General features: G+C 47.7%; 22 protein-coding genes. All 22 read right to left on the bottom strand.

The window, feature by feature from the left end; translation table 11 throughout:
• Positions 1-45: 45 nt before the first annotated feature.
• Positions 46-1,272, bottom strand: a complete 1,227-nt coding sequence (dapG, locus tag POF51_RS08540) for an aspartate kinase (RefSeq protein ID WP_069849220.1) — start codon at positions 1,270-1,272, stop codon at positions 46-48.
• Positions 1,273-1,283: 11 nt separating this feature from the next.
• Entirely contained in the window at positions 1,284-2,324 is a 1,041-nt protein-coding gene (locus POF51_RS08535) for an aspartate-semialdehyde dehydrogenase (RefSeq protein WP_069849223.1), read from the bottom strand.
• 57 nt (positions 2,325-2,381) lie between these two features.
• Complete coding sequence (locus POF51_RS08530) at positions 2,382-2,978, bottom strand: dipicolinate synthase subunit B (protein ID WP_069849225.1); 597 nt, start codon at positions 2,976-2,978, stop codon at positions 2,382-2,384.
• Positions 2,975-3,877: a dipicolinate synthase subunit DpsA gene (dpsA, locus tag POF51_RS08525; RefSeq protein WP_069849228.1), complete on the bottom strand. Its 903-nt coding sequence runs from the start codon at positions 3,875-3,877 to the stop codon at positions 2,975-2,977. Before dpsA ends, POF51_RS08530 begins: the two co-directional genes overlap by 4 nt.
• A 137-nt stretch (positions 3,878-4,014) precedes the next feature.
• The gene (locus POF51_RS08520; RefSeq protein WP_017249283.1) at positions 4,015-4,275 is read right to left on the bottom strand and encodes a YlmC/YmxH family sporulation protein; all 261 of its coding nucleotides are present in this window, start codon (positions 4,273-4,275) and stop codon (positions 4,015-4,017) included.
• Between the two features lie 72 nt (positions 4,276-4,347).
• Entirely contained in the window at positions 4,348-5,601 is a 1,254-nt protein-coding gene (locus POF51_RS08515) for a M16 family metallopeptidase (protein ID WP_069849231.1), read from the bottom strand.
• A 112-nt stretch (positions 5,602-5,713) separates the two neighbouring features.
• Complete coding sequence (locus tag POF51_RS08510) at positions 5,714-6,691, bottom strand: polysaccharide deacetylase family protein (protein ID WP_069849234.1); 978 nt, start codon at positions 6,689-6,691, stop codon at positions 5,714-5,716.
• A 158-nt stretch (positions 6,692-6,849) separates the two neighbouring features.
• Positions 6,850-8,997: a polyribonucleotide nucleotidyltransferase gene (pnp, locus tag POF51_RS08505; RefSeq protein ID WP_069849236.1), complete on the bottom strand. Its 2,148-nt coding sequence runs from the start codon at positions 8,995-8,997 to the stop codon at positions 6,850-6,852.
• Between the two features lie 266 nt (positions 8,998-9,263).
• Complete coding sequence (rpsO, locus tag POF51_RS08500) at positions 9,264-9,533, bottom strand: 30S ribosomal protein S15 (RefSeq protein ID WP_015891708.1); 270 nt, start codon at positions 9,531-9,533, stop codon at positions 9,264-9,266.
• Between the two features lie 133 nt (positions 9,534-9,666).
• On the bottom strand, positions 9,667-10,608 hold the full coding sequence (locus POF51_RS08495) for a bifunctional riboflavin kinase/FAD synthetase (protein ID WP_017249287.1): 942 nt from the start codon (positions 10,606-10,608) through the stop codon (positions 9,667-9,669).
• A gap of 3 nt (positions 10,609-10,611) precedes the next feature.
• The gene (gene truB / locus POF51_RS08490) at positions 10,612-11,538 is read right to left on the bottom strand and encodes a tRNA pseudouridine(55) synthase TruB (protein ID WP_017249288.1); all 927 of its coding nucleotides are present in this window, start codon (positions 11,536-11,538) and stop codon (positions 10,612-10,614) included.
• Entirely contained in the window at positions 11,531-12,526 is a 996-nt protein-coding gene (locus POF51_RS08485; RefSeq protein WP_069849237.1) for a DHH family phosphoesterase, read from the bottom strand. Before POF51_RS08485 ends, truB begins: the two co-directional genes overlap by 8 nt.
• Positions 12,516-12,881 (bottom strand): 30S ribosome-binding factor RbfA, encoded by a 366-nt coding sequence (gene rbfA, locus POF51_RS08480; protein WP_007719226.1) that lies wholly within the window; start codon positions 12,879-12,881, stop codon positions 12,516-12,518. Before rbfA ends, POF51_RS08485 begins: the two co-directional genes overlap by 11 nt.
• 26 nt (positions 12,882-12,907) lie before the next feature.
• Complete coding sequence (locus tag POF51_RS08475; protein ID WP_007719228.1) at positions 12,908-13,189, bottom strand: DUF503 domain-containing protein; 282 nt, start codon at positions 13,187-13,189, stop codon at positions 12,908-12,910.
• Positions 13,189-15,828 carry a translation initiation factor IF-2 gene (infB, locus tag POF51_RS08470; protein WP_069849240.1) on the bottom strand — a complete coding sequence of 880 codons (2,640 nt, stop codon included), beginning with the start codon at positions 15,826-15,828 and terminating at the stop codon, positions 13,189-13,191. The genes POF51_RS08475 and infB overlap by 1 nt, the downstream gene beginning before the upstream one ends.
• A gap of 21 nt (positions 15,829-15,849) precedes the next feature.
• Positions 15,850-16,149 carry a YlxQ family RNA-binding protein gene (locus POF51_RS08465; protein WP_007719232.1) on the bottom strand — a complete coding sequence of 100 codons (300 nt, stop codon included), beginning with the start codon at positions 16,147-16,149 and terminating at the stop codon, positions 15,850-15,852.
• On the bottom strand, positions 16,146-16,436 hold the full coding sequence (gene rnpM, locus POF51_RS08460) for an RNase P modulator RnpM (protein WP_017249292.1): 291 nt from the start codon (positions 16,434-16,436) through the stop codon (positions 16,146-16,148). The genes POF51_RS08465 and rnpM overlap by 4 nt, the downstream gene beginning before the upstream one ends.
• Positions 16,437-16,438: 2 nt before the next feature.
• Complete coding sequence (gene nusA / locus POF51_RS08455) at positions 16,439-17,530, bottom strand: transcription termination factor NusA (protein WP_017249293.1); 1,092 nt, start codon at positions 17,528-17,530, stop codon at positions 16,439-16,441.
• Positions 17,531-17,584: 54 nt separating this feature from the next.
• Positions 17,585-18,043, bottom strand: a complete 459-nt coding sequence (gene rimP, locus POF51_RS08450) for a ribosome maturation factor RimP (RefSeq protein WP_017249294.1) — start codon at positions 18,041-18,043, stop codon at positions 17,585-17,587.
• A 167-nt stretch (positions 18,044-18,210) separates the two neighbouring features.
• Positions 18,211-22,515, bottom strand: coding sequence for a PolC-type DNA polymerase III (locus POF51_RS08445; protein WP_069849243.1), 4,305 nt, complete (start codon positions 22,513-22,515; stop codon positions 18,211-18,213).
• Positions 22,516-22,631: 116 nt separating this feature from the next.
• On the bottom strand, positions 22,632-24,377 hold the full coding sequence (locus POF51_RS08440; protein ID WP_170831608.1) for a proline--tRNA ligase: 1,746 nt from the start codon (positions 24,375-24,377) through the stop codon (positions 22,632-22,634).
• Between the two features lie 43 nt (positions 24,378-24,420).
• The gene (gene ispG / locus POF51_RS08435) at positions 24,421-25,503 is read right to left on the bottom strand and encodes a flavodoxin-dependent (E)-4-hydroxy-3-methylbut-2-enyl-diphosphate synthase (RefSeq protein WP_007719240.1); all 1,083 of its coding nucleotides are present in this window, start codon (positions 25,501-25,503) and stop codon (positions 24,421-24,423) included.
• Positions 25,504-25,532: the final 29 nt, after the last annotated feature.

The raw sequence follows: 25,532 nt of genomic DNA, 5'->3' as shown, positions 1-25,532 counted from the left end.
ACTCCTCTTATCGTGATCAGTAGGTATTTAAGGCAGGATATGCTCTCACTTATGTTGAACATGCAGATTGAACTGCTGATGAAGCGCACGAACAGCCTTCACCATATCCATTTCATGCACGAGTACCCAGATGGTTGTATGGGAGTCTGCCGATTGAAGAATTTGAATGTCTTCTTGCGTAAGTGCCTCCACGATTCGTGCCATCACGCCCGGCACGCCCGTCATCCCTGCACCAATCACGGACACTTTTGCGCAGTGCGGTAACAGCTGCGGCTCGTATCCCATTTCCGTTAACAGACGAGCAGCTTTTTCTCCCATTTCATCATGGACCGTGTAAGCAACACCCATTGGGTTCACATTGATGAAATCTACGCTGATGTTATTGGTAGCCATCGTTTTGAAGACTTGTAACTGTGTATCGTAAGACCCTTCTTTGTTCGCTACCTTGATCTGGGTAATGTTCGGTACATGAGCAATTCCCATGACGACTCTGTCGTGTACAGTGTAGCCCATTTTCCCGATCTCCAGCATGGTTGTAACAAGTGTACCGGGGTCGTCCGAAAACGTAGAGCGAACACGAATCGGCACGTTTGCGTGCATCGCGATCTCCACCGCTCTAGGATGAATGACTTTTGCACCCAGGTGAGCCATGTTGCAAATCTCCGTGTAGGTCACCATGCCAAGTCGCTGCGCTTCCTCAACGATGCGCGGGTCCGCCGTCATAATGCCTTCCACGTCGGTGAAAATATCCACCGTTTCAGCCTTCAAAGCGACACCGAGAGCGGTTGCAGTTGTATCGCTTCCGCCCCGTCCCAGTGTCGTAATTTCCCAATCGGCTGTACGTCCCTGAAACCCTGGAACGATCACAACTTGACTTTCCTCCAGGTCTTGCAAAATGCGACTTGGATCGATCGACGTGATTTGTGCATTCGTAAAATCGTCGCTCGTCACAATATTTGCCTGACCGCCTGTCAAAATCGTTGCTTTAATTCCTCGTGCATTCAGCATGCTGCACATGATGGTAGCAGAGATGATTTCTCCGGTATGCATCAGCATATCCATTTCACGACTTGGCAGTTGGTTCCCATTCGCACGAACCAACTGCAAAAGTGTATCGGTTGCGTATGGATCACCCTTGCGACCCATCGCCGATACGACAACGACGAGGGCATAGCCCTCATCAATTGCTTTTTCCATATGGTAGATTGCCCGCATCCGGCAATCCTCCGTCGTCAAGGAAGAACCACCGAACTTCTGGACGAGAATCTTCACTAACCTCTCCCCTATACTCTTGCTTTTATGAGTTCTTCAGCGATTTGTACTGTATTCCATGCTGCACCCTTGAGAAGATTGTCAGAAACGATCCACATATGCAGTCCACGAGGATGATGGAGATCACGACGCACCCGGCCCACGAATACTTCCAGTTTGCCTGTTGCATCAGTAGCAAGTGGGTACTGCTGTTCCCCTGGCACATCTACTAACACGATACCAGGAGCGTTTTCCAGCAGGGCCTTTACTTCTGCCAGATCGTAATCCTGTTTCAGCTCAACATATACCGACTCGCTATGGCCATAGACCACTGGAATACGTACGCAAGTAGCTGAAACAAGTACAGTGTCATCACCGAAGATTTTTTTGGTCTCATTGACCATTTTCATTTCTTCATAAGTAAAACCATTGTCGGTGAACACATCAATCTGCGGAATCGCGTTGTACGCAATCTGATGATGTACAGGCAATTTGCCTACGGGAAGTACGTTACACTGCGGTTCTTTACCATCCAAAATGTCTCGACTTTGGTCGAGCAATTCATTGATCGCAGATTGACCTGCACCAGATACTGCTTGGTAAGTAGAAACGATGATTCGGTCTATACCAAAACGATCATACAGGGGTTTTAGAGCGGCAACCATCTGAATCGTAGAGCAATTCGGATTCGCAATGATTCCATTATGAGCGAGCGCAGCATCCATGTTTACTTCTGGCACAACGAGAGGAACATCTGGATCCATCCGGAATGCGCTGGTATTGTCAATGACAACTGCACCGTGACGCACTGCATGATGAGCCAGTTCCTTACTGACCGATCCACCAGCACTAAACAAGGCAAAATCAACCCCTGCAAAACTGTCTGGAGTCGCCTCTTCCAGTACAATTTCTTGCCCCTTGAAGGTGACTGTTTTTCCTGCAGAACGTCCAGAAGCAAGCAGCTTAAGCTGTTTGATTGGGAAGTTGCGCTGTTCTAATAGTTGAATCATCTGCTGTCCGACTGCACCAGTCGCACCGACTACAGCAACGTTGAAAGTCAGTTGGTTTGCCATCTCTTACTCTCCTCCTAATCGCGAAAAAGCAGGTTAATTGTTTATTCTGTAGTCTTATTAGTAGTTAAATCTTTCGATGAGCAAGGGCTGCAATTGTCGACCTTCCAAAGCTTCTTCGCATGTTTCCAATAGGAGATCCATACGAGCTACAAGCGAGTTCGGTTTTTTATCCGGGGCATCCTGCCCGAACGGCACGAAATACATATTTTTCGCGGCCAATAGCTTGGCAATATTGGCTGCATTTAATCCCAGACCATCATTGGTGGAAATGGCAATCACAATGGGTCGCAGATTACGCATCGTCGCTTTAGCCGCCATCAATACGGCACTATCCGTAATGGCATTCGCCAATCGACTCGTCGTACTGCCTGTGCAAGGCGCAATCAGCATGACATCTAACAACTTGGAAGGTCCCAACGGCTCAGCCTGAGGAATCGTCGAAATAAGCTCCTCGCCTGTCAGTTCCTTGATTTGTTGCTGCCAGCTTTGAGAAGTACCGAAGCGTGTATCCGTGGTCATAATCGTATTCGATACGATCGGTACCACCCGTGCCCCAGCATCCACAAATCGCTTAATTTGCGGCATGGTTTCCTCAAAGGTACAATGCGATCCAGACAAACCAAATCCAATGGTCTTTCCCTGAAGCTTACTCATGTTGCATCCCCTCCTGGCGCTTTCCTTTGATCCGCAATAAGACGAGACAATGTTTGGGCTAAAATTTGTCCAGCGGTTTTCGGTGCAACGATTCCAGGCAATCCGGGAGCAAGAAGAGCTTTAATACCTCGTCTTTCAGCGTAACGAAAATCCGTTCCCCCTGGTTTGGAGGCAAGATCAAGAATAAACGCCGATTGAGGCATTTGAGCAATCACTTCTGCCGTGAGTAATAATTGCGGGATGGTATTAAAAATGAAATCAGCATTCGTAACCTGTTGCCTTACTTCGCTTATATGGAAGGGAGTCAATCCCATCTCATAAATGCGTGCCAAGTGTTCCTGACGTCTGGCCCCAACTCTTACGCGGGCTCCCAACGCATGCAATGCTCGAGCCATGGACAAACCTGTTCGGCCCAACCCCAAAACAATTGACTGTGATCCATGAATCGTAATATCCGTATGTTGAATCGCCATCATTAACGCTCCCTCTACAGTAGGGATAGAGTTATAGATAGCTACGTCATCACGATCCAAGAGCTCCACGAGCGGAAGCTGGGTGGAAGCCAACAGCTTTTTCAGATAAGGCTTTGCCATTCCCGTGTAAACCACGCAATGACTCGGCAGACTCGCCACATGTTCGTCTAGCAACTGCATTTGTTTGGAGCAGAAAATACTTTCCACGTATCCTTGGTCATCGGTCCCTACGATGGGTAGGATGAGGGCGTCCACGTCTTTCAACACATCGCATGTTAATGGTTTCTTCGTTGCCCCTGTAAAATTACTTTCCAGGTTGTCGAAGCCAACTAACGTGACGCTAGCATCCAGTTGTATGCATCGCTTAATGACTTCCAACTGGCGAGCGTCTCCGCCGATGAAGGCAACATGTATGCCCGTTAGCATGCTGCGTTCCCCTTTCCACACATTTTACTGCATTAAATGATCGGAACGCAAAGGTTTTCCATTTGGAAAAGTTGACGGAAATCCATGCGGTCTACCCCCATCCTATTCCGCTCCTGCTACTTCGGTGACAGAAGCGCCTACTTTTGGGAAGCTTGTGCCTCAGGCGCTTGAAGCTGGATGATGACCATATCTGGCCCAATTTTTACGATGGATCTCCATGGGATCACGAGGTCCTCTCGCTTCTTACCGAACCCAAAGAAACTGCCTCCTGGCAAGATGATGGATTGAATCGTACCGTTTTCGGGATGGATGACTAAATCGGAATCACTGATGACCCCCATTTTCTCCCCGTTGTCCAGTCCAATAATCTCCTTCCCACCCAACTCGCTTAAGCGCATGGAGAAGCCCCCTTTGTCCTTTTATTTACTGTTGATATACGCAAAAAAATCCGGGCTATGCCGGATTTTTGCTTACAACAAAATATCGTTTTTCACGTTTTCAGGGAAGCCGTCGAGTGGACTCACCATCGCCATAGACATCTTGGAACGGAACAGTTGCTGCGCCACAGCCAAAACAGATTCATGGGAAACACGGTCAATTTTGGCGATGATCTCGTCTAAACTAAGGTGACGGCCCAACAGGAGTTCATTCTTGCCAAGTCGACTCATACGGCTATTCGTGCTTTCCAAGCTGAGCATCAGGCTGCCTTTCAGCTGCTCTTTTCCTTTGTTCAGCTCTTTGTCCGTAATTCCATGATCAGCGACATCGCGTAGGACGCGCGAAACGATGTCAAAAACCTGTCCTACTTGCTCTGGTGCCGTTCCTGTATACACGTGGAACGTACCCGCTTCTTTGTAGGACGAATGATAGGAATAAACAGAGTATGCCAAGCCGCGCTCTTCTCGAATTTCTTGGAACAGACGCGAACTCATACTGCCACCTAGCACATTGTTCAGCAAAATCAAGGAGTAGACTTCAGGATGCCCTACCTTAAAGCCAGGTAGTGACAGGCACAGGTGCGCTTGCTCTGTCGCTTTATGATGCGCGATCACATTTCCAGCAAAATCAGGAGTAGACAAGGTCGGCATACTGCCTGGACGCGAGAAAGTCTGAAAGCGCTTTTGAATGTCTTCAATTAAACTGTCTTCAAAATTTCCTGCTACTGTTATCACCGTATTCGTTGGCAGGTAATGCTGATCAATATAACCGAGCAAATCGTCACGTTTCAAGCTACGCAGGACATCCTCCGTACCCAAAATTGAATACCCCAGTGGGTGTGTGCTGTACGAAGCGCGTGCAATTAAATCATGCACCATATCATCTGGCGCGTCTTCATACATGCTAATTTCTTCAATGACGACGTTCTTTTCCTTTTCCAACTCATCTGCATCAAACACCGAATTGAAATACATATCAGAAAGAACATCGAGGGCGATTGGAGCGTGTTGGTCGAGCACCCTTGCGTAATAGCAGGTATACTCCTTCGAGGTAAAGGCGTTCACGTTTCCGCCAATCTCATCAAAGGTTTCCGCAATTTCCTTTGCAGAACGAGTAGTCGTGCCTTTGAAAAACATATGCTCGAGAAAATGGGAAATCCCGTTGTTTTTCTCGTTTTCATATTTCGAACCAGTCCCTACCCAGATGCCTAAGGCAACGGAGCGAACGGACGGAATCCGTTCCGTCACGATTCGAAGACCGTTATCACACGTATGACGTTGTATCACGTAAATCCTCCTCGGTTGTTCATCTGTCTCTACCCGAAACCTCGGGGAATTTCTTGTAAACACGTCTAACTATAGCAAACTTCCTTTGTCTCCACAATAAATGAACATGTATTTACGGTGACGGGAGTCTACGACTCGATATTACCTCCGAAACAGTCGTCGGCTGTAGCCCCTTCTTTTTGGCGATCGTCAGAAGTTGATCTAAACTGGCCTCGGAGGTAGAAGTAGGGTGCATGAGTACGAGGACACCGTTCTCCATTTTCCGGCTGATTTTATTGATCACATAAGCAGGTGAAGGTTTCTGCCAGTCAATCGTATCTGCCGTCCATAAAATCGTCTTCATTTGATAAGAAGAATGCGCGATTTGTACAACGCGTTGGTTAAAAGCACCAGATGGCGGTGCAAACAAGGAGGGCTTCACTTCCAGCGTTTTATAAATAACATCTTGCGTACGACTTATCTCTTGATGAATTCTCTGTGTCCCCAGTGTGTTCATATCGGGATGGGAATACGCATGATTACCAATCTCATGGCCACGAGCCAAGATCTTTTTTGCTTCTTCTGGGTAACGTTTTGCCCAAGAGCCATCCAGAAAGAAGGTTGTCTTTACCTTGTGTTTATCGAGTGTATTGAGCATTGAATCGAGATACTCATTTCCCCAGGCCACGTTGATCATGAAAGAAATCGCTGGCTTATTCGGATTTCCTCGATAGATGGGATGTGCTCCCAATTGCTCAAGCGAAACCGCTGGAGGTACTTCCTTGTATACCAGCAAATCTGGACTAGACACACCCGCAGCCAGCATTTTATTGATTGATTCTTCTACATCCACAACACGGCCATTATATCCCGGAATCGCTTTCCACGTCTGATCGACGACGGCATCTATCGGCTGTTCCTCTCTGCCCTCTTTCCACTTTTCAATCTGCGCCCGTAAACGCGCTTTTTCGTTTTCGTTATGATCTCCATTCACTACATGGACATGTTTGATCGTACTGATGTAATGATGAATAGGCTGATAATTCAAGAGAACGATCAGCGCTGCTCCATATATAACGATAAACAAAAGTCTCCTGGTCCTATTCGTCATTAGGGCGTCGCCCTCCTCTATCGATCGTACGAGTCTCTCTTGTCCAATGTATGAGAGGAAGGAACGACTTAGACATACGAAACGGGAGCATCTGGCACATAAAAGAAAAAAGCTTCCGTACACGAATTTCTTCGAGTGACGAAGCCTTTTGTTTTTCTTTATTCTTCTTTTGTTGGTGTTTCAGCAGCTTGTGCCGCAGCAGCTTGCTCTTTCAAAACTGCTTTGCGAGAAAGATTCACACGACCTTGGTCGTCGATCTCGGTCACTTTCACTTGTACTTTATCACCAACTGCGACAACATCTTCTGTTTTGGCTACACGCTCTTCAGCCAGTTGAGAGATGTGGCACAAGCCTTCTTTACCTGCGAACAATTCGATGAACGCACCGTACTTCTCTACGCGTTTTACTGTTCCCAGGTAAACCTGACCAACAGCTACCTCACGAACCAGATCTTCAATGATTTGTTTCGCGCGCAGATTCGCTTCGTGGTTGATGGATGCGATGAAGACTCGTCCATCTTGCTCGATATCGATTTTTACGCCAGTTTCTTCGATAATCTTATTAATGACACGACCTTGTGGACCGATTACATCACGAATTTTCTCCGGATTGATCGTCATGGTCATGATTTTTGGTGCATAAGGAGACAGTTCTTTACGCGGTTCGGAAATCGTGCTCATCATATGGTTCAGGATGTGCAAACGACCTACACGCGCTTGCTCCAAGGCCAGCTCTAAAATCTCACGGTTGATACCGGAAATTTTGATGTCCATTTGGATAGCTGTTACACCAGCCTCTGTACCCGCTACTTTGAAATCCATGTCTCCCAAATGATCTTCCATACCTTGAATATCAGTCAGGATCGAGAAAGATTTCTCATCTTTGCTCATGATCAAGCCCATCGCAATACCTGCTACCGGAGCTTTGATCGGTACACCTGCATCCATCAAGGCAAGTACGCTCGCGCAAATCGACGCTTGCGATGTGGAACCGTTGGATTCAATTACTTCGGATACGAGACGAATCGTGTATGGGAACTCTACCTCAGTTGGAATGATCGGCTCAATTGCACGCTCACCCAACGCACCGTGTCCGATTTCACGACGCCCTGGAGGACGCAACGGACGTGCTTCACCCACGCTATACGGCGGGAAGTTGTAGTGGTGCATGAAACGCTTGGATTCTTCCAGACCGAGTCCATCGAGAATTTGAACATCTCCCAGCGCGCCCAATGTGCAAACGCTCAGTGCTTGCGTCTGACCGCGGGTAAACATAGCAGAGCCATGTGTACGGGAAAGAATGGTTGTCTCACTGGACAGCGGGCGGATTTCGTTCAGAGCGCGTCCATCAGGGCGAACTTTCTCATCCGTAATCAGACGGCGAACCTCATCCTTGACAATATTGCCAAGTACTTCGCTAATCATCTTTACCTGCTCTGGGTATGCCTCAGGGTCCTTGGCTGCAAAATGTTCTTTGGTGTCTGCCTTGATATCGTCAATAGCATCGTAGCGTGCTTGTTTTTCTTCGATGCGAACAGCTTCTTTCAGGCGAGCTTCCGCATATTCACGCACAGCTTGATCGATTTCAGAATCCACCTCATGCAAGATGACTTCCATCTTTTGCTTGCCAATTTCGGACACGATCATGTTCTGGAATTCTACCAGTTGCTTAATAACGTCATGACCAGCCATGATCGCTTCGAGCATTACTGCTTCCGGTACTTGGTTCGCAGCTGCTTCCACCATGTTAATCGCTTTGTGTGTACCTGCGACAGTCAGGTGAATATCGCTTTTCTCCGCTTGAGCTACGGTAGGGTTAATGACGAACTCCCCGTCAATTCGTCCTACGATCACTCCTGCAATCGGACCTTCAAAAGGAATTTCCGAAACGGATAGCGCTGCGGAAGTACCAATCATCGCAGCGATTTCAGGTGAGCAGTCTTGATCCACAGACAGAACAGTATTTACGATTTGTACATCGTTACGGAATCCTTCTGCAAAAAGAGGGCGGACAGGGCGGTCAATCAAGCGGCTAGCCAAAATTGCCTTTTCGCTTGGACGTCCTTCTCTTTTAATAAAGCCGCCAGGAATTTTCCCAACCGCGTAGAGACGCTCCTCATAGTTGACAGTCAATGGAAAGAAATCAAGTGGTTTTGGTTCCTTCGAGACTGTAACTGCGGACAGGATTGCTGTATCGCCGTAACGAACCAAGACCGAACCATGCGCCTGTTTAGCCATTTTGCCAAATTCCAGGGTCAGTTTTCGGCCTGCCAGTTCGAAGTCATATGTACGGTATTGTTGCTCCATGATGCTAGCAGTCCTCCTTCACAACAATGTGCATTTCACACTTTGTTTTCTACCTATATGTATTATTTCCTGCCATGATAAAAATTAAATGGCTACCTTTGGCAGTCTTTCTAGATAATAAAAAAAGCTTCTTTTGAAGCTAATTAAATCTACCAGATAGGTCACAAGCTTTTTTACTCGTTTCGGATGGGCTTAGCGCATTTCTACGCTAAACCCTCCTACACGATAGAAAAAGCGGGCAGAACCCGCTTTTTACAAGACGCTGATTAGCGGCGCAGACCCAGGCGGTCTACAACCGAACGATAGCGTTGAACATCTGCTTCACGCAGGTATGTCAACAGGTTACGACGTTGACCAACCATTTTCAAGAGACCACGACGGCTGTGGTGATCTTTCTTGTGCGTACGCAAGTGTCCGTTCAGATTGTTAATGTTTTCGGTCAAGATAGCGATTTGCACTTCCGGTGAACCGGTGTCGTTCTCATGAGTACGGAACTCTTGAATCAGTTGAGTTTTACGTTCTTGAGTCAATGCCATCATGACTCACCTCCTCATTTTTTATACCGTTCGCCGAGTCTGCCGTCGGTGAGAATCGGACAGCCAAGCTACGGTTATCTGTACAACGTTTTGAATTATAGCATACCATTTTGTGAAAAGCAAAGAGAATCCTTTACGAGATTCCCTCTGCGAATTTTTGTTTCGCCGTTTGTACATCTCGTCCAATTTGCGCAATGAGTGCATCGACTCCAGCAAATTTCTGTTCTTCCCGAATGTAGAACAGGAACTCTACTTCTACTTCTTTGTCATAGATTTCACCTGAGAACTCAAAAATGTGCACTTCTAATGACTTTTCTTTTTTCTCCAGTTCAAATGTAGGCTTGATGCCTACGTTCATGACGCCATAGTAGCTTTGTTCATCTACGGTAAACCGAACGCCGTAGACTCCATTCTTTCCGATTAAGTACGGCTGATTCACTTGGACGTTCGCTGTAGGAAAGCCAATGGTTCGACCGCGTTTGTCGCCATGCACGACTGTCCCGCGAACTTTGTAGGAGCGGCCTAGCAAATGGCGAACCTGCTCGACATCCCCATGATGCAGATATTCACGGATGATTGTACTGCTCACTTTTTCACCCAAACGATTTACCGGACCCACTATGTCGAGCCCATAGCGACCTTTGCTCATTTCTTGCAGGGTATGGGCAGTCCCCATCCCGCGATAGCCAAAGGTGTAGTCGAAGCCAACGACAATATGGCGGCATTCCAATGGGAGAAGGCACTCTGCGATGAAATCTTCTGGATAAATAGCCGCAAAGCTAATATCGAACTTCATTACATAAGTGGTGTCTACGCCCATCTTTTCGAATTGCTCGAGCTTGTCTGCAAGTGGTGTCAAATAGCGGGTATAACCGCTTTGCCCCAATACTTCTCGAGGATGCGGATCAAAGGTCACTACCGTACTTTGCCATCCGTTTGCTTTCGCTGTATCAATCGCCTTTTGGATTACACGGCGATGCCCAATATGTACACCATCAAAGTACCCCAGTGCAATCGCACAAGGATTCGCTTGCAGGTCAGACGGAAACGGGTATGTCAGGTAGATCGTTTTCACGGATTACACCTCGGCTGGAAAGACTTTTTCTGGTTTGGCGAAAAGTCCTTTGTCTCCACGGCATACGCGATGGATGCCAAGTAATTCTTCCCCCGCAAACAAGCAAATCAAACTTCCTTCCTCCGTAGTGACGCCCGGAAGCGCAGTCGCAAGTCCATTACGTACTGCTTTGATCCGTTCTGGCTTAACCTGAAACGACGGTAAGAACGAGATTGCCTGAGGGATGGAGACCAAGTAGCGGGAAATGTCTTCCCCGGTTGCTGCCTGTTCCTCAATCTGCTGGAGGGGGATTGCCTCTTGCTCCTGGAACGGGCCGCTTTTTATTCGCCGCAACAGCTTCATATGGGCAGGATAACCCAGAGCGCGTCCGAGGTCAACACATAAGGTGCGCATGTATGTGCCTTTGGAGCACGTGCATGTGAATGCAACATCGACAGTGTCCCCATCCACGCTGATCTTATGAAGGGTCAGCTCATACAGCGTCACTTTCCGTGCCTGCCGTTCGATCACCGTGCCTTCACGAGCCAGGTCGTACAACCGCTTGCCGTTTACCTTCACCGCAGAGAACATCGGAGGTACCTGCTCCATTTCACCCAAAAAGGATTCGAACAGCGCTTGAATACGCTCCGTCGTGATCGATGCTGCATCTACGCTAGCTTGCTCCACCACTTCTCCAGAAGCATCTTCCGTCGTGGTCGAAGAGCCGAGGCGCATGACTACATCATAGCGCTTAGGCAGCTCTTGCAAATATTCAACTAGCCTCGTTGCGTGTCCCACACAAATGGGGAGTACACCCGTTACATCTGGATCCAGTGTACCCGTATGCCCCACTTTTTTCGTTCCATACAATCGACGAATTCGTGCTACACAATCATGGGAGGTCATACCAGCTGGCTTATCGATAACCAGCACGCCGTTCACGTTACTCATCGAATTTCACTCCTACTGCATCGTCCAGCACAGTCCATATTCTTTGCTGTACTTCTGAAAGTGGTCCTTTGATCGTGCATCCTGCTGCTTTTGCGTGTCCACCACCACCGAGCTGCTTAGCAATGACAGCTACGTCAACCCGATCGCGAGCACGCATGCTCACCTTGACCACTCCCGGTTCCGCTTCCACAAAAGAAACGCCTACCTCGACTCCCTCAATGTTGCGGCAGTAATTCACCAATCCACCAGCATCTTCTCGCTCAGCACCTACTTCGGCAAAATCTGCGGCCGAAACAGTGATCGAAGCAACCAAATTTTGATGGGACAGTTGCAAGGTTTGGAGAGCACGTCGCAAAACTTTCACATGGGCAAAAGTGATTTCCTCTAGGCAGCGCTCTGCTACGTCTCCTGGCTTCACTCCATATCCGAGCAATCGAGCAGCGATTTCCATGACACGTGGTGATGTATTGGAATAGCGGAAACCGCCTGTATCTGTCAGAAGACCTGTATAGATGCACAGCGCAAGCTCTTCATTGAATGAAACCCCAGCTGCCTCTGCAACATCAAACAAAATCTCTGCTGTTGCGGCTGCATCCGGCCGAACCAGATTTACCGTTCCAAAATGATCGTTGGTCGGATGGTGATCGATATTCAGCAAAGCAGCGCCAGACGCAAATAAAGACCGTACATCGCCCATCCGCGACTCATCCGCGCAGTCTACAGCGATTACGGCCCCGAACGTCTCGTTCAGTGGTTGCTTGCGCAGGTTATAAAGACGGTCAAACCTCGGCAAGAAGTTAAACTTGATCGGTGTTTCCCCTTCGTTTACAACCACATACTCTTTTCCCAACTGCTCTAGCATGAGCACGACTCCCAAAGCAGATCCTGTAGCATCTCCGTCAGGACTTACATGAGAGAGAACCAGGAAGCGGTCGTGCTCCTGCATAAACCGCGCCGCTTCCTGTACTGCTATTTGATTAGGATTCATCCTGTTTCTCTCCCTCTGTGGAGATTTCCCGCAGGATTGATTCAATTTTGCTGCCGTAGTCAATGGACTCGTCTAGCTTGAATACAAAATCAGGAATGTGACGCAGCTTTACGCGTTTCCCGATCTCCGTACGCAAATAACCTTTTGCTTTTGTCAAACCTGCAAGAGAAGCTTTACGTTCTTCCTCACTGCCAAAAATGCTGACAAAAACCTTTGCCAATTGCAGGTCACTACTTACCTCTACATCTGTTACCGTTACGAAACCGACACGAGGATCTTTGAGTCCACGTTGCAATACGAGGCTCAGCTCTTTTTTGATTTCTTCACCTACGCGGCTAATCCGTGTTTTATTCATCGATTTTCACCTCCGCTGACTGTTCATTAATCGTAGTATTCCGTATCCACACGAATCAACTCTACATCTGGATGGTTCTCTACAAATCGGACGACAGTCTGCATTTCTTGTTGTAAAAAAGAGATCTCATTAGCAACGGCAGCGATACCCAATACGGTACGCTGCCATTGCTCGAGATAAGCCACCTCTGCCGCGGAGACGTTAAATCGGCTCCGCAGCTTGCCGATCAGACTTTTGACGATGGCCCGTTTTTCTTTCAGGTTTTGGCTAGCGGGCAGAAACAGTTCAATCTGCACACCTGCTATCATTATTGTTTCACTTCAACCATGACGAATGCTTCGATGACATCGCCGATTTTGAGATCATTGAAGCGTTCCAAAGTCAGACCGCACTCATAGCCAGCTGCAACGTCTTTCGCATCATCTTTGAAGCGCTTGAGGGTATCAAGTTTGCCTTCATAAATTACAATGCCTTCACGGATCAAACGTGCACCAGCATCGCGGCTCAATTTACCTTCAGTCACATAGCAACCAGCGATGTTTCCGACTTTGGATACTTTGAACACTTCACGAATCTCAGCTTGACCGATAATATTTTCTTTGAAGACTGGATCAAGCATACCTTTGAGAGCAGACTCGATCTCTTCGATTACAGTGTAGATGACACGGTGCAGGCGAATGTCGATCTTCTCTTGTTCAGCCATGCTGCGTGCATTCGGTTCAGGACGCACGTTGAAACCAATGATGATCGCATTCGATGCATTTGCCAGCGTAACATCGGATTCCGTAATCGCGCCAGCACCTGTATGAATGATTTTCACACGTGTACCGTTGACATCGATTTTTTCCAAAGAACCGCGCAGAGCTTCTACAGAACCTTGTACGTCACCTTTTACGATCAGGTTCAGTTCTTTGATATCGCCCTCTTGGATGTGTTGGAACAAGTCATCCAAAGAAACACGGGAGCTCTCACGACGCTCGGATTCACGCTGTTTGGAAGCACGTGCTTCCCCGATCGCGCGGGCTTTTTTCTCGTCTTCAAAAACACGGAACTGGTCGCCTGCTTGTGGAACATCATTCAGACCCGTGATTTCAACTGGTGTAGATGGGCCAGCTTCTTTCAGACGGCGTCCTTTGTCGTTAACCATGGCACGCACACGACCGAAAGCAGAACCTACAACGATAGGATCACCAACGCGCAGTGTACCTTGTTGAACCAGAATGGTTGCGACTGGACCGCGTCCTTTGTCAAGCTCTGCTTCCACTACAGTACCACGAGCACGCTTATCTGGGTTTGCTTTCAGTTCTTGTACTTCGGATACGAGCAAGATGTACTCAAGCAGTTCTTCAATACCTGTACGTTGCTTTGCAGACAATGGGGAGAAAATCGTCTCGCCGCCCCACTCTTCGGCAACCAGTTCATACTCGGTCAATTCTTGCTTGATACGGTCCATATTTGCTTCTGGTTTGTCAATCTTGTTGACCGCTACGATGATTGGCACATTCGCTGCCTTCGCATGGCTGATCGCTTCAATCGTTTGCGGCATGACACCATCATCTGCTGCAACAACCAGAATCGTGATATCCGTAATTTGCGCACCACGTGCACGCATGGTTGTGAAGGCCGCGTGACCTGGCGTATCGAGGAAAGTAATTTTCTTTCCTTTGATCTCTACTTGGTACGCACCAATGTGCTGCGTAATTCCGCCTGCTTCGCCTGCTACAACGTTTGTAGAGCGAATCGCATCCAGCAAAGTCGTTTTCCCGTGGTCAACGTGACCCATGATGGTGACAACTGCCGGGCGCTCCAAGAGGCTTTCTGGTGCATCTACTTCTTCCAATGTTTCGAAGTTGGTTTCATCGATGATGATTTTTTCTTCGACTTCAATGCCATAATCTGCGCAAATAAGTTCGATGGCTTCACGATCGAGGTACTGGTTAATCGTTGCCATGATCCCCAAATTAAACAGCTTTTTGATTACTTCTGCTGGTTCTTTGCGTAGTTTTACAGCCAATTCGTTAACGGTCAAAGACTCGGTAAAGGTAATTTTTGTTGGTGGGTCAAATACTGGACGTGGAGCCTTTTGGCCACCACGATTGTTATTGCCACGGCGATTATTTTGGTTATAGCGGTTATTACCACCGCCACGGAAAGGCTGACTCTTCTTGTTATCTTCAAAAGTCTTTTGAGTCTGTGGACCCTTTTTGATTTTCTCACGTTTTTCTGTACCCACATTGGATGGGAGATTTACTTTATCTTCAAATTCTTCCCCTGTACGTCCCTCTGTTTGATTTGCAACAGGTTGTTGTGCAGGACGCTGTTGGTTTTGTGGTCGTTGATGATTGTTCTGTGGTCTTTGTTGTCCTTGACCCTGTGGTCTTTGCTGTCCTTGACCCTGTGGTCTTTGTTGGCCTTGACCCTGTGGTCTTTGTTGGCCTTGGCCTTGTGGTCGTTGCTGATTACCTTGTGGCTTGCGGTCATTCGGCTTTGCGGGTTGACTTCTCATATTGTTTGGTTTTCTCTCCTGATTCTTCCCCTGATTTTTTCCATGCTGAGGACTTTGCTGATCGGAATTGGCACTCGCACTGTTGTTAGCTGGACGATTGATGTTTGATGTGCTTCCTCCACGATCGCTGTTTGGTCTGTCATTTCTAACCGTTTGAGCTTGCCCCGCTTGTTGCTGGGGTTTGTTCTGTTGTCCTCTGGAGTCGTTGGGGCGTTGTTGATCTTCCGTTTGTTTGGGTCTTGCATCACTTGGCGTATTACGCTGCTCCGGTTTGGCACCAGAACGCAATTTAGCCATGTGATCCTCGATCCTCTTGATCGTCCCTTCTTCCATGATACTCATATGATTTGCAACTTCTATATTCAATCGTTTTAGCAAATTGAGGATTTCCTTACTGCTCATGTTGTGCTGTTTGGCATATTCATACACACGTGTCTTCAAATATACTTCACCCTTTCTAAATTAGGTGAGCAGACGCTGAATGCTTTCGGCCAATTTCCCATCGGTTACCGCCACGGTAACGCGCCCATCTTTTCCGATTGCGTGTCCCAATGAATGTCGGTCGCCAGTGGTTACACATGAGACACCGTAATAGGAACATTTATCCTTTACTTTCTTAGCGGTATTGTCTGATGCATCTGATGCGAGCAAAACCAGGCGGGCCTGCCCATTACGAATAGCGGTAATGACTAGCTCCTCCCCGGTAACGATCTTTCTCGCACGCATCGCCAATCCGAGTAATTGTGCTGCTTTTGGGATCATTTTCCCATCATCTCCAGCCATTTCTCACGGAAAGCATCATACTTTTCTTGGGAGATGGACATATTGAGGGCACGTTCCAGCACTTTTTTCCATTTTCCCGATGCGAACGCATCCGGCTTCAGACAGCTTTCCTGCCGACACACATAGGTACCGCGTCCCGCCGCCCTTCCAGTAAGATCAATGACGATCTCTTCTTCTGGCGTCCGGACGACGCGGACTAATTCCTTTTTCGGAAACATTCCTTGGCAAACAATGCACTTACGCAACGGGATCTTTTTTTGCTTCATGATTATTCGTTGTCCGTCCCTTCATCGCTCTCTACTTCTTTTGGATAAGCGATGCCTTCTTGGTCGGCTTGGGACTCGCTCTTGATATCGATCTTCCAGCCAGTCAGCTTTGCTGCCAGGCGTGCGTTTTGGCCGCGCTTACCAATCGCCAGAGACAATTGATAATCAGGAACGATCACACGTGTAACCTTCTCGGCTACGTTAACCTCAACATGCAGCACTTTTGCAGGGCTGAGTGCATTGGCTACATACTCGGCAGGATCTTCAGACCAACGAACAATGTCGATCTTTTCGCCTTTCAGCTCCGTAACGATCGTTTGGACGCGCATGCCCTTTGGACCGACACAAGCACCTACTGGATCAACATCTGCGTTGATGGAATGCACAGCGATCTTCGAGCGATCGCCCGCTTCACGCGCAACAGATTTGATTTCAACCACACCGTCATATATTTCTGGCACTTCTAATTCGAAGAGACGCTTCAAAAGCCCCGGGTGAGTACGAGAAACGACGATTTGCGGTCCTTTAGTGGTTTTCTCTACTTTGATGATGTATGCCTTCACACGATCTTGAGATTTAAAATCTTCGGATGGCATTTTTTCGGTGATCGGCATAACGGCTTCCGCCTTACCCAGATCAATGTAATAATTGCGAGCGTCCATACGCTGAACGACGCCTGTTACGATATCGTCTTCACGCTCAATAAACTCGCTGTAGATCAAACCGCGCTCCGCTTCGCGAATGCGCTGTGTAACCACTTGCTTCGCTGTCTGAGCAGCAATACGACCGAAATCACGAGGCGTTACCTCGATTTCGACGATGTCCTCCAGACGGAAGTTAGGATCGATTTCTTGTGCTGCTTCTTGAGAGATCTCTAGGCGCGTATCCAATACCTCTTCTACTACGTTCTTCCGCGCAAACACACGCACCATACCTGAATGACGATTTACATCCACCCGTACATTTTGGGCCGAGTTGAAGTTACGTTTGTATCCAGAGATAAGAGCCGCTTCGATGGCCTCAATCAGTACGTCTTTGGTGATGCCTTTCTCTCTCTCAATGGCTTCTAAAGCCTCGATAAAATCGCCGTTCATGACTTTCGTTGCCTCCTCCTTTACTTACCACGGGCTACCACAAGCTACTGACAATTAAAAAACAATCGCCAATCTGGCTGTGTCAATTTGCTCTTGGGAAATTACATACGTTTTCTTTGCCTCTTTCACTGTCAGCTTGCCATCTTCAAAGGATATCAGTTCGCCTTCGAACTGGCTTGATCCTTCTACTGGCTCTTTTGTTGTGATATGAACATGTCTGCCAACAGCTTTCGTGAAATCCTTATCCTTACGCAAAGGGCGCTCAGCACCCGGCGAAGATACTTCTAAAAAGTATGCCGTAGGGATGGGATCTACTTCGTCTAGTTTTTCGCTCAGCTTCTCGCTGACAAGGCGGCAGTCATCAATATCGATGTTGCCAGTTTCATTGTCGATAAACACGCGCAGAAACCAGTTGCTGCCTTCCTTTTTGTACTCGATGTCAACCAGCTCCAGGCCCACTTCTTCAACGATGGGCGTGACGAGTTCAGTGACGATGCCCGTTACCTTGCTCAAGCAAGTACCTCCTTCTCATTTGAACCATGAGGTGTAGCCAGAAAGAAAGAGTGGGTTTCCCCACTCTCGATCAGCCATGCGTATAAAACCAGTATTTCCAAAAAAATTATAGCATAACAGCCCTCCGCTGACAACCTTTGGATGACCGTCTGCCTTGACAGCAAGCCTTAGAACAAAGATAACTGATTGGATTCCGGCAGTCCTTTCAACGCACCCTGTTCGTCCAAGAACTCCAAAATGGTCTTGGAGATGCGGGAACGGGATAAGAGGTCTTCCTTGGACAAAAACTCCCCTTGTTCTCTCGCCTGTACGATACTGATCGCTGCGTTCGTCCCTAAGCCAGGCAGGGCGTTGAATGGAGCGATCAGAGTGTCACCCTCGATCAGGAAGCGCGTTGCGTCCGATTTGTACAAATCAACGTTCGTAAAACGGAAGCCGCGTTCTACCATTTCCAGCGCCATCTCCAAGACAGTCAGCAATGCCTTTTCTTTTGGCTGTGCATCGTGTCCCTTACCCTCGATCTCTTCAATCTTTTGCTTGATCGCTGCTGAGCCTTTGACCATCAACGGAATATCAAAGTCATCTGCGCGAACAGTGAAATACGTCGCGTAAAACTCCAATGGACGATGAACTTTGAAGTATGCGATCCGTACTGCCATCATGACGTAAGCAGTCGCGTGCGCCTTCGGGAACATGTACTTGATCCGCTGACACGATTGAATATACCATTCTGGCACATTGTTATTGCGCATTTCTTCTTGGTCGTCTTCAGGAACCCCTTTACCTTTACGTACAGACTCCATGATCTTAAAGGCACGAGAAGGCTCTAGCCCTTTATAGATCAAGTACACCATGATATCGTCACGACAACCAATTACGTCCGGCAGCTTACATGTACCGTTTCGAATCAAGTCCTGTGCATTATTCAGCCAAACGTCCGTACCGTGTGAAAGTCCAGAAATCTGAACGAGCTCGGCAAACGTAGTCGGTTTGGTGTCTTCTAACATCTGACGTACGAATTTGGTTCCAAACTCAGGAATGCCAAGTGTTCCCATGTTCGTACCGATTTGTTCTGGTGTAACTCCCAACGCTTCGGTGGTACTGAAGATGGACATGGTCTTTTTATCATCCAGTGGAATCGTCTTCGGGTCCATTCCCGTCAAGTCTTGCAACATACGAATAACGGTCGGATCATCGTGTCCCAGAATATCAAGTTTCAGCAAGTTATCGTGAATGGAGTGGAAGTCGAAATGGGTTGTGCGCCATTCTGATTCATTATCATCAGCCGGGAACTGAATCGGACAAAAGTCTTCAATCTCCATGTAGTCAGGTACTACGATAATACCGCCCGGATGCTGTCCCGTCGTCCTTTTTACGCCTGTGCAGCCGTTGACGATCCTGGATATCTCCGCATTACGCAGCGTCATGCCACGCTCATCGGCATACTTTCGCACGTAGCCATACGCTGTTTTTTCCGCAACGGTACCAATCGTTCCGGCACGATAAACGTAATCCGCTCCGAACAGCTCTTGTGTGTATTTATGTGCACGCGGCTGATAGTCACCAGAGAAGTTCAAGTCAATATCCGGTACCTTGTCGCCTTTAAAACCAAGGAACGTTTCGAACGGAATATCTTGCCCGTCTTTGGCATACATCGTGCCGCATTCTGTGCATGCTTTATCCTCCAGGTCAAACCCAGAGGCGATGGAACCGTCTGTGATAAATTCACTGTGCTTACAATCTGGACAACGATAGTGAGGAGGCAATGGGTTTACCTCAGTAATCTCAGACATCGTGGCAACAAAAGACGAGCCTACAGACCCACGTGAACCTACCAGGTAACCATCATTCAACGATTTCGTTACCAAACGCTGAGAAATCAAATAAATCACACCGAAGCCGTGCTTGATGATACTGTTCAATTCTTTTTCCAAGCGATGCTCGACCAGTTCGGGCAATGGATCACCATACAACAACCTTGCTTTGTCATAACACATTTGACGCAGCTCATCATCCGCCCCTTCAATGATCGGCGTGTACAGCTTGTCTGGAATCGGACTAATATCCTCAATCATATCCGCAATGGCATTCGTATTGGTTACAACAATTTCTTTTGCGGTCTCTTCCCCCAAAAAGGAAAACGCATCTAGCATCTCTTCCGTTGTATGGAAGTAAAGCGGCGGCTGGTTTCCTGCCGTTGGGTCCCCTTTTGACAATAAGAAAACATCGCGGAAGATTTCATCTTGCGGATTGAGAAAATGCACATCTCCTGTGGCTACGACCAGCTTGCCGAGCTCTTTTCCCATTTCCACAATCTTTTGATGATAGCCCTTCATCGTCTCCAATGATGGAATTTCTTCATTACGCAATAGTGGTGAGTAATGAGCAACCGGCTGTATTTCCAAAAAGTCGTAATAACTAGCAACTTCCTTCAGTTCTTCTGGTGACTTACCACGCAGAATCGACTGCATCAGCTCGCCATCCTTACATGCTGTCCCGATTAACAAGCCTTCACGGTATTTGGTCAGCTGGCTTCGCTGAATTCGTGGCCAACGGAAGAAGGTTTCCACATGGGAACGACTCACGAGCTTGTACAGGTTTTTGAGGCCTTCTTTATTTTGCACGAGAATCGTCGCATGGAATGGACGACCACTCTTGTAATCCGCCTCTTCGTTGCTTTTTTCATTCAGTTCAGCAAGCGATTTGATTTCCGCTTCTTTTATGTCCTTCAGCATTTGCTGGAACACTTGAGCCAAGGCCACGGTATCGTCCAACGCACGGTGAGCATTAATGAGCTCGACGTTGAACTTTTTCGCTAATGATCCCAAACGATAATTGCGCATTCCTTTGTACATCAAACGCGCCAAAGGCAGGGTATCTAAAAATGGATTGGTCCATGGTTCCATGCCAATCCTTTTGGCGCAGGCGTTAATAAACGCTTTATCAAACTCTGCATTATGCGCAACGAGGATGGCGTCACCAGTAAAATCTTTGAACTTGCGGAGTACCACATCGAGTGTCTCTTGCCCGCGGAGCATTTCGTTGGTAATCCCCGTAATCTCGGTTGTCTTTGGCCCAATTTCCAATTGCGGGTCGATCAGTTCCGTCCATTGGTCGACAATTTCTGAGCCTTTCATTTTGACAGCAGCGATCTCGATGATTGTATGCTCTGAGGCGTTTAACCCCGTCGTCTCCGTATCAAACACGACGTATTCGGTATTTTCATCAATGGAGAGATTGTTGTCTGCTTGCATGTTGTAAACGATATCGATACCATCTTCGACTACGTAGGCTTCCATACCGAGAATGCATTTGATGTTGTTCTTTTTGGCGATAGAATACGCCTCTGGAAAAGCCTGTACGACACCATGGTCAGTGACAGCAATTGCTTTATGACCCCACTTTGCTGCCGTCGAGACCAGTGATTTTACGGATGCAACGGCATCCAGCGCACTCATTGGCGTATGGCAGTGGAGCTCGACACGTTTTTCTTCAGCGTGATCTTTGCGAATGACCTGCTCAATCTGGTTCAAATCATTGGCATTCATCACAAGATCGCGTACAAATGTGTCATGCTGTACACTTCCCCGTACTTTCACCCACATGCCGTCTTTCAGCAATTCAAGCATTTTCACGTCTTCTTTATCGCGGGAGAACATCTTCACCGTGAGAGAATCCGTATAATCTGAAACGTTGAACGTGAGCAAATGGCGTCCACTGCGAAGCTCTTTAACTTCTACGTTAAAAACGGTTCCTTGGATGACGATACGGCGTTCCTCATCTTGAATCTCGCAAATCGGGATCGGCGCATCTTTGATTTCATAGCCCATCATGAGCGTAGTGACAGCCTCAGCTTTATCAGACGATTTGCTCTCTTGCTGAGCAGCTGTCATCACAACTTCGACGAGAGCACGCTCTTCCTCTTTACGTTGCTCCTCAAAGGCCTTATACGCGTCATCGCTTTCTTCCCCATGGAAAGTAAAGCGCATCGAGCAATCGGTAGCTTTTTGGAAAGCAGCCAAAAGCTCATTATCCGCTCGTTTACGTTTGGCAACCTCAACGGACATCTCCGTTGGCAAGTACACCTTGACTTCCTGTTGGTCGACTTGCTTACGTGCTTGACGCATCGTACCTGCCAAGGAGTTCAGAGCTGGCTCCAGACCCGCCAGCAAGACATCCCAATACTCTTCGACTACATGATCGAGTGATGGCTTTTGGAGATAATGAAATCGGGTATCTACTTTGGCTAGATGTGAAAATGTATGCGTCAATCGCTTGGTAAAAGCTGCATAAACATCTGCAGGTATCATTCTCGGGAGGGCAAAGTGAAAAACCCATTCTTTGTTCTGCTTATACAGCTCTAACTTTTCAATCTGAGCATCAAGAAAAAATCGCTCCACCCATTCGTCAGGAACTTCCATTTGCTTGACCAATAGGGAGAAGCGATGCTTTTGCTCTTGTAAACGGTCCACGGTTTTCCCACCTTCCCTATAAGTGAGCGTTCAAACAAGAAAAAGAGGCACTCCCCTTTAAGCTAGGGGAGTACCCCGTAAAAATTCGACAAAATCCTTCTTATTCCTGCATGCAACTAGTTACCGAACAATGCAGCTCCTGTTTGGTCAACACGAGATAAGTGACCTTTCACTTCATCGACCAATTGATCCAGCTTCACATCATGTGTTTCACCGTTTTTGCGGATACGCACTTCAACTGTTCCTTCTTGTGCAGCTTTATCGGAAACCGTAATACGCAGGGGCAATCCAATCAAATCGGCATCTTTAAACTTCACACCAGCACGCTCAGGACGATCGTCAAACAAAACTTCTACGCCAGCCTTGCGCAATGCTTCTGTAATTTGTTCACTAGCTTGCCGTTGCTCTTCTACTTTAACATTGACCGGAATCACATGCACATGGAAAGGTGCAACAGATACTGGCCAAATGATTCCATTTTCATCATTGTTCTGCTCGATCACTGCCGCAATCGTACGAGATACACCGATTCCGTAGCAACCCATGATCATTGGTTGACTGCGACCATTCTCATCCAGGTACGTAGCACCCATCGCTGTGGAGTATTTCGTACCCAGCTTGAATACGTGACCGACTTCTACACCACGTGCAAACTTGATAACACCACCTGTACGAGGGCACTCGTCGCCTTCTGTAATGTTGCGCAAGTCAGCGTACTGGGAAACCGTGAAATCACGGCCAGCAACTACATGAGTCAGATGATAGTCTGTTTCATTGGCACCGACGACACCATCATAAACTTCTTGAACAAAATTGTCCGCAATGATTTCCACTTTTTCAGGATCAATGCCAACAGGGCCAACAAATCCTGCTGGAGCTCCTGTTACCGAAACGATATCCACTTCAGAAGCCAGCCCTACGATCGTCGCATCATACAAATTTTTCAGCTTCACTTCATTGATCTCATGATCACCGCGCACCAGAACCATAACCAGCTTGTCGTCTATGCGATAAATGAGGCTCTTGATGATTTGCTTTGCTTCGATTTGCAGTGCTTGCACCAATTGGTCGATCGTTTTGGTACCAGGCGTATGCAATTTTTCGCGAGCTGGCGCTTCTGTTGCTGGCTTCGCAGATGGCTTGTACACGACTTCTGCTTTTTCCAAGTTGGCCGCATAATCGCCTTCTTCAGAATAAGCAATCGTGTCTTCCCCAATGTCGCACAGCGCCATGAATTCGTAAGTGCCTTTTCCGCCGATTGCACCTGCATCCGCTTCTACTGCACGGAAGTTCAAGCCTACACGGGTAAAGATGTTCGTGTACGCATCATACATCGCCTGGAAGTTGCGATCCAGACCTTCTTGTGACGTATCAAAAGAGTAAGCATCCTTCATAATAAACTCGCGGCAACGAATCAAACCGAAGCGTGGACGCACTTCATCACGGAACTTGGTTTGAATTTGATAAAGGTTGATCGGGAGTTTTTTGTAAGAGTTAATCTCATCACGCACGAGACTCGTAATGACTTCTTCGTGGGTTGGACCCAAGGCAAAAGGACGATCATGACGGTCACGCAGGCGAACGAGCTCGGGACCGTATACATCCCAACGACCCGTTTGATGCCACAGCTCAGCTGGTTGCATCGCTGGCATCAACAGCTCTTGTCCCCCAGCATTGTTCATTTCTTCACGCACAATCGCTTGGATTTTGTGCAGGGAACGGAGCGCCAGGGGCAGGTACGTATAAATACCGGAAGCCAGTTGGCGGGCCATACCAGCACGGAGTAGCAGTTTGTGGCTGGCAATCTCCGCGTCGGATGGCACTTCCCGCAGGGTAGGGATCAACATTTGACTTTGCTTCAACACATGCGTGTCCTCCTTATGCCTTATCAGCAATCAACGTGCATTACCCAACAGTTGTAGGTTTTTGCTCGTTTACAATTTCATTAATTTCTTTCATCAGCTCTTCAAACAACTCGGTTTCTTTTACTTTCCGAACAATTTCACCATTACGGAAAATCAAGCCCTCGCCATTTCCGCCGGCAACGCCTACATCTGCTTCACGAGCTTCACCAGGACCATTAACCGCGCAACCCATTACCGCTACTTTTAACGGTACTTTCAGCGTCGAAATGGCATCTTCGACTTTTGTTGCCAAGCCGATCAGGTCAATTGCGCATCGACCGCAAGATGGGCATGCAATAACCACTGGATCGTTGTTCACGATATCCAAGCTGCGAAGGATTTGTTTCGCTACTTTAATTTCTTCAACAGGATCAGCCGTCAGGGATACGCGGATGGTGTCACCGATTCCCATCGACAATACCGTTCCAATTCCAACTGAAGACTTAATGCTGCCGGAAAACTGTGTACCTGCTTCTGTAACACCGACATGCAGTGGATAGTTGCGTTTCTGTGCCATCAACGAATATGTTTGGATCATTGTTGGAACATCGGAAGACTTCAAGGAAATGACGATGTTGTCGTAATTCAAGTCTTCCAGAATTTGCACGTGGTCTATCGCACTTTCTACGATCGCTTCCGGAGAAGGGTAACCGTATTTCTCCAAAAGTCTTCTCTCCACTGAACCGGAGTTGACCCCGATACGGATCGGAACATTGCGCTCGCGGCACGCTTCCACTACACGTTGCGTTTTTTCTTTCGAACCGATGTTTCCTGGGTTGATCCGAATTTTATCAATCCCGCTCTCCAGTGCAATCAACGCGAGCTTGTGGTCGAAATGAATGTCGGCAACAAGCGGCAATGGGGAGCGTTCTTTAATTTTTTTGATGGCACGGGCTGCATCTTCATTGATGACGGCCAAGCGAACAATTTGGCAACCGACATCGTGCAGTCTCTGAATTTCAGCCAGAGTTTTTTCTACATCACGAGTGTCTGCTGTCGTCATCGACTGGATGACTACGCTTTTTTGGCCCCCGATTTGCACTCCACCTACAAAAACCGGTTTCGTCTCCTCGCGCTTGAACATTTTGCACCATCCTTTTAGGTATGTCTGTT

The organism is Brevibacillus sp. AG, from assembly GCF_028369215.1.
In the GTDB taxonomy this organism is placed as follows: domain Bacteria; phylum Bacillota; class Bacilli; order Brevibacillales; family Brevibacillaceae; genus Brevibacillus; species Brevibacillus porteri.
The sequence above is the reverse complement of the archived record's forward strand: the minus strand, read 5'-3'. Positions and strand labels throughout refer to the sequence as shown.

What these genes read in the sequence shown, in the direction of transcription:
- ispG (WP_007719240.1), bottom strand. Translation starts at nt 25,503, where the DNA reads ATGTTCAAGCGCGAGGAGACGAAACCGGTTTTTGTAGGTGGAGTGCAA.
- rpsO (WP_015891708.1), bottom strand. Translation starts at nt 9,533, where the DNA reads ATGGCATTGACTCAAGAACGTAAAACTCAACTGATTCAAGAGTTCCGT.
- dpsA (WP_069849228.1), bottom strand. Translation starts at nt 3,877, where the DNA reads ATGCTAACGGGCATACATGTTGCCTTCATCGGCGGAGACGCTCGCCAG.
- POF51_RS08485 (WP_069849237.1), bottom strand. Translation starts at nt 12,526, where the DNA reads ATGAATCCTAATCAAATAGCAGTACAGGAAGCGGCGCGGTTTATGCAG.
- rbfA (WP_007719226.1), bottom strand. Translation starts at nt 12,881, where the DNA reads ATGAATAAAACACGGATTAGCCGCGTAGGTGAAGAAATCAAAAAAGAG.
- rnpM (WP_017249292.1), bottom strand. Translation starts at nt 16,436, where the DNA reads ATGAAGCAAAAAAAGATCCCGTTGCGTAAGTGCATTGTTTGCCAAGGA.
- POF51_RS08530 (WP_069849225.1), bottom strand. Translation starts at nt 2,978, where the DNA reads ATGAGTAAGCTTCAGGGAAAGACCATTGGATTTGGTTTGTCTGGATCG.
- pnp (WP_069849236.1), bottom strand. Translation starts at nt 8,997, where the DNA reads ATGGAGCAACAATACCGTACATATGACTTCGAACTGGCAGGCCGAAAA.
- POF51_RS08475 (WP_007719228.1), bottom strand. Translation starts at nt 13,189, where the DNA reads ATGATAGCAGGTGTGCAGATTGAACTGTTTCTGCCCGCTAGCCAAAAC.
- POF51_RS08465 (WP_007719232.1), bottom strand. Translation starts at nt 16,149, where the DNA reads ATGATCCCAAAAGCAGCACAATTACTCGGATTGGCGATGCGTGCGAGA.
- POF51_RS08510 (WP_069849234.1), bottom strand. Translation starts at nt 6,691, where the DNA reads ATGACGAATAGGACCAGGAGACTTTTGTTTATCGTTATATATGGAGCA.
- truB (WP_017249288.1), bottom strand. Translation starts at nt 11,538, where the DNA reads ATGAGTAACGTGAACGGCGTGCTGGTTATCGATAAGCCAGCTGGTATG.
- nusA (WP_017249293.1), bottom strand. Translation starts at nt 17,530, where the DNA reads ATGAACGGCGATTTTATCGAGGCTTTAGAAGCCATTGAGAGAGAGAAA.
- POF51_RS08535 (WP_069849223.1), bottom strand. Translation starts at nt 2,324, where the DNA reads ATGGCAAACCAACTGACTTTCAACGTTGCTGTAGTCGGTGCGACTGGT.
- POF51_RS08520 (WP_017249283.1), bottom strand. Translation starts at nt 4,275, where the DNA reads ATGCGCTTAAGCGAGTTGGGTGGGAAGGAGATTATTGGACTGGACAAC.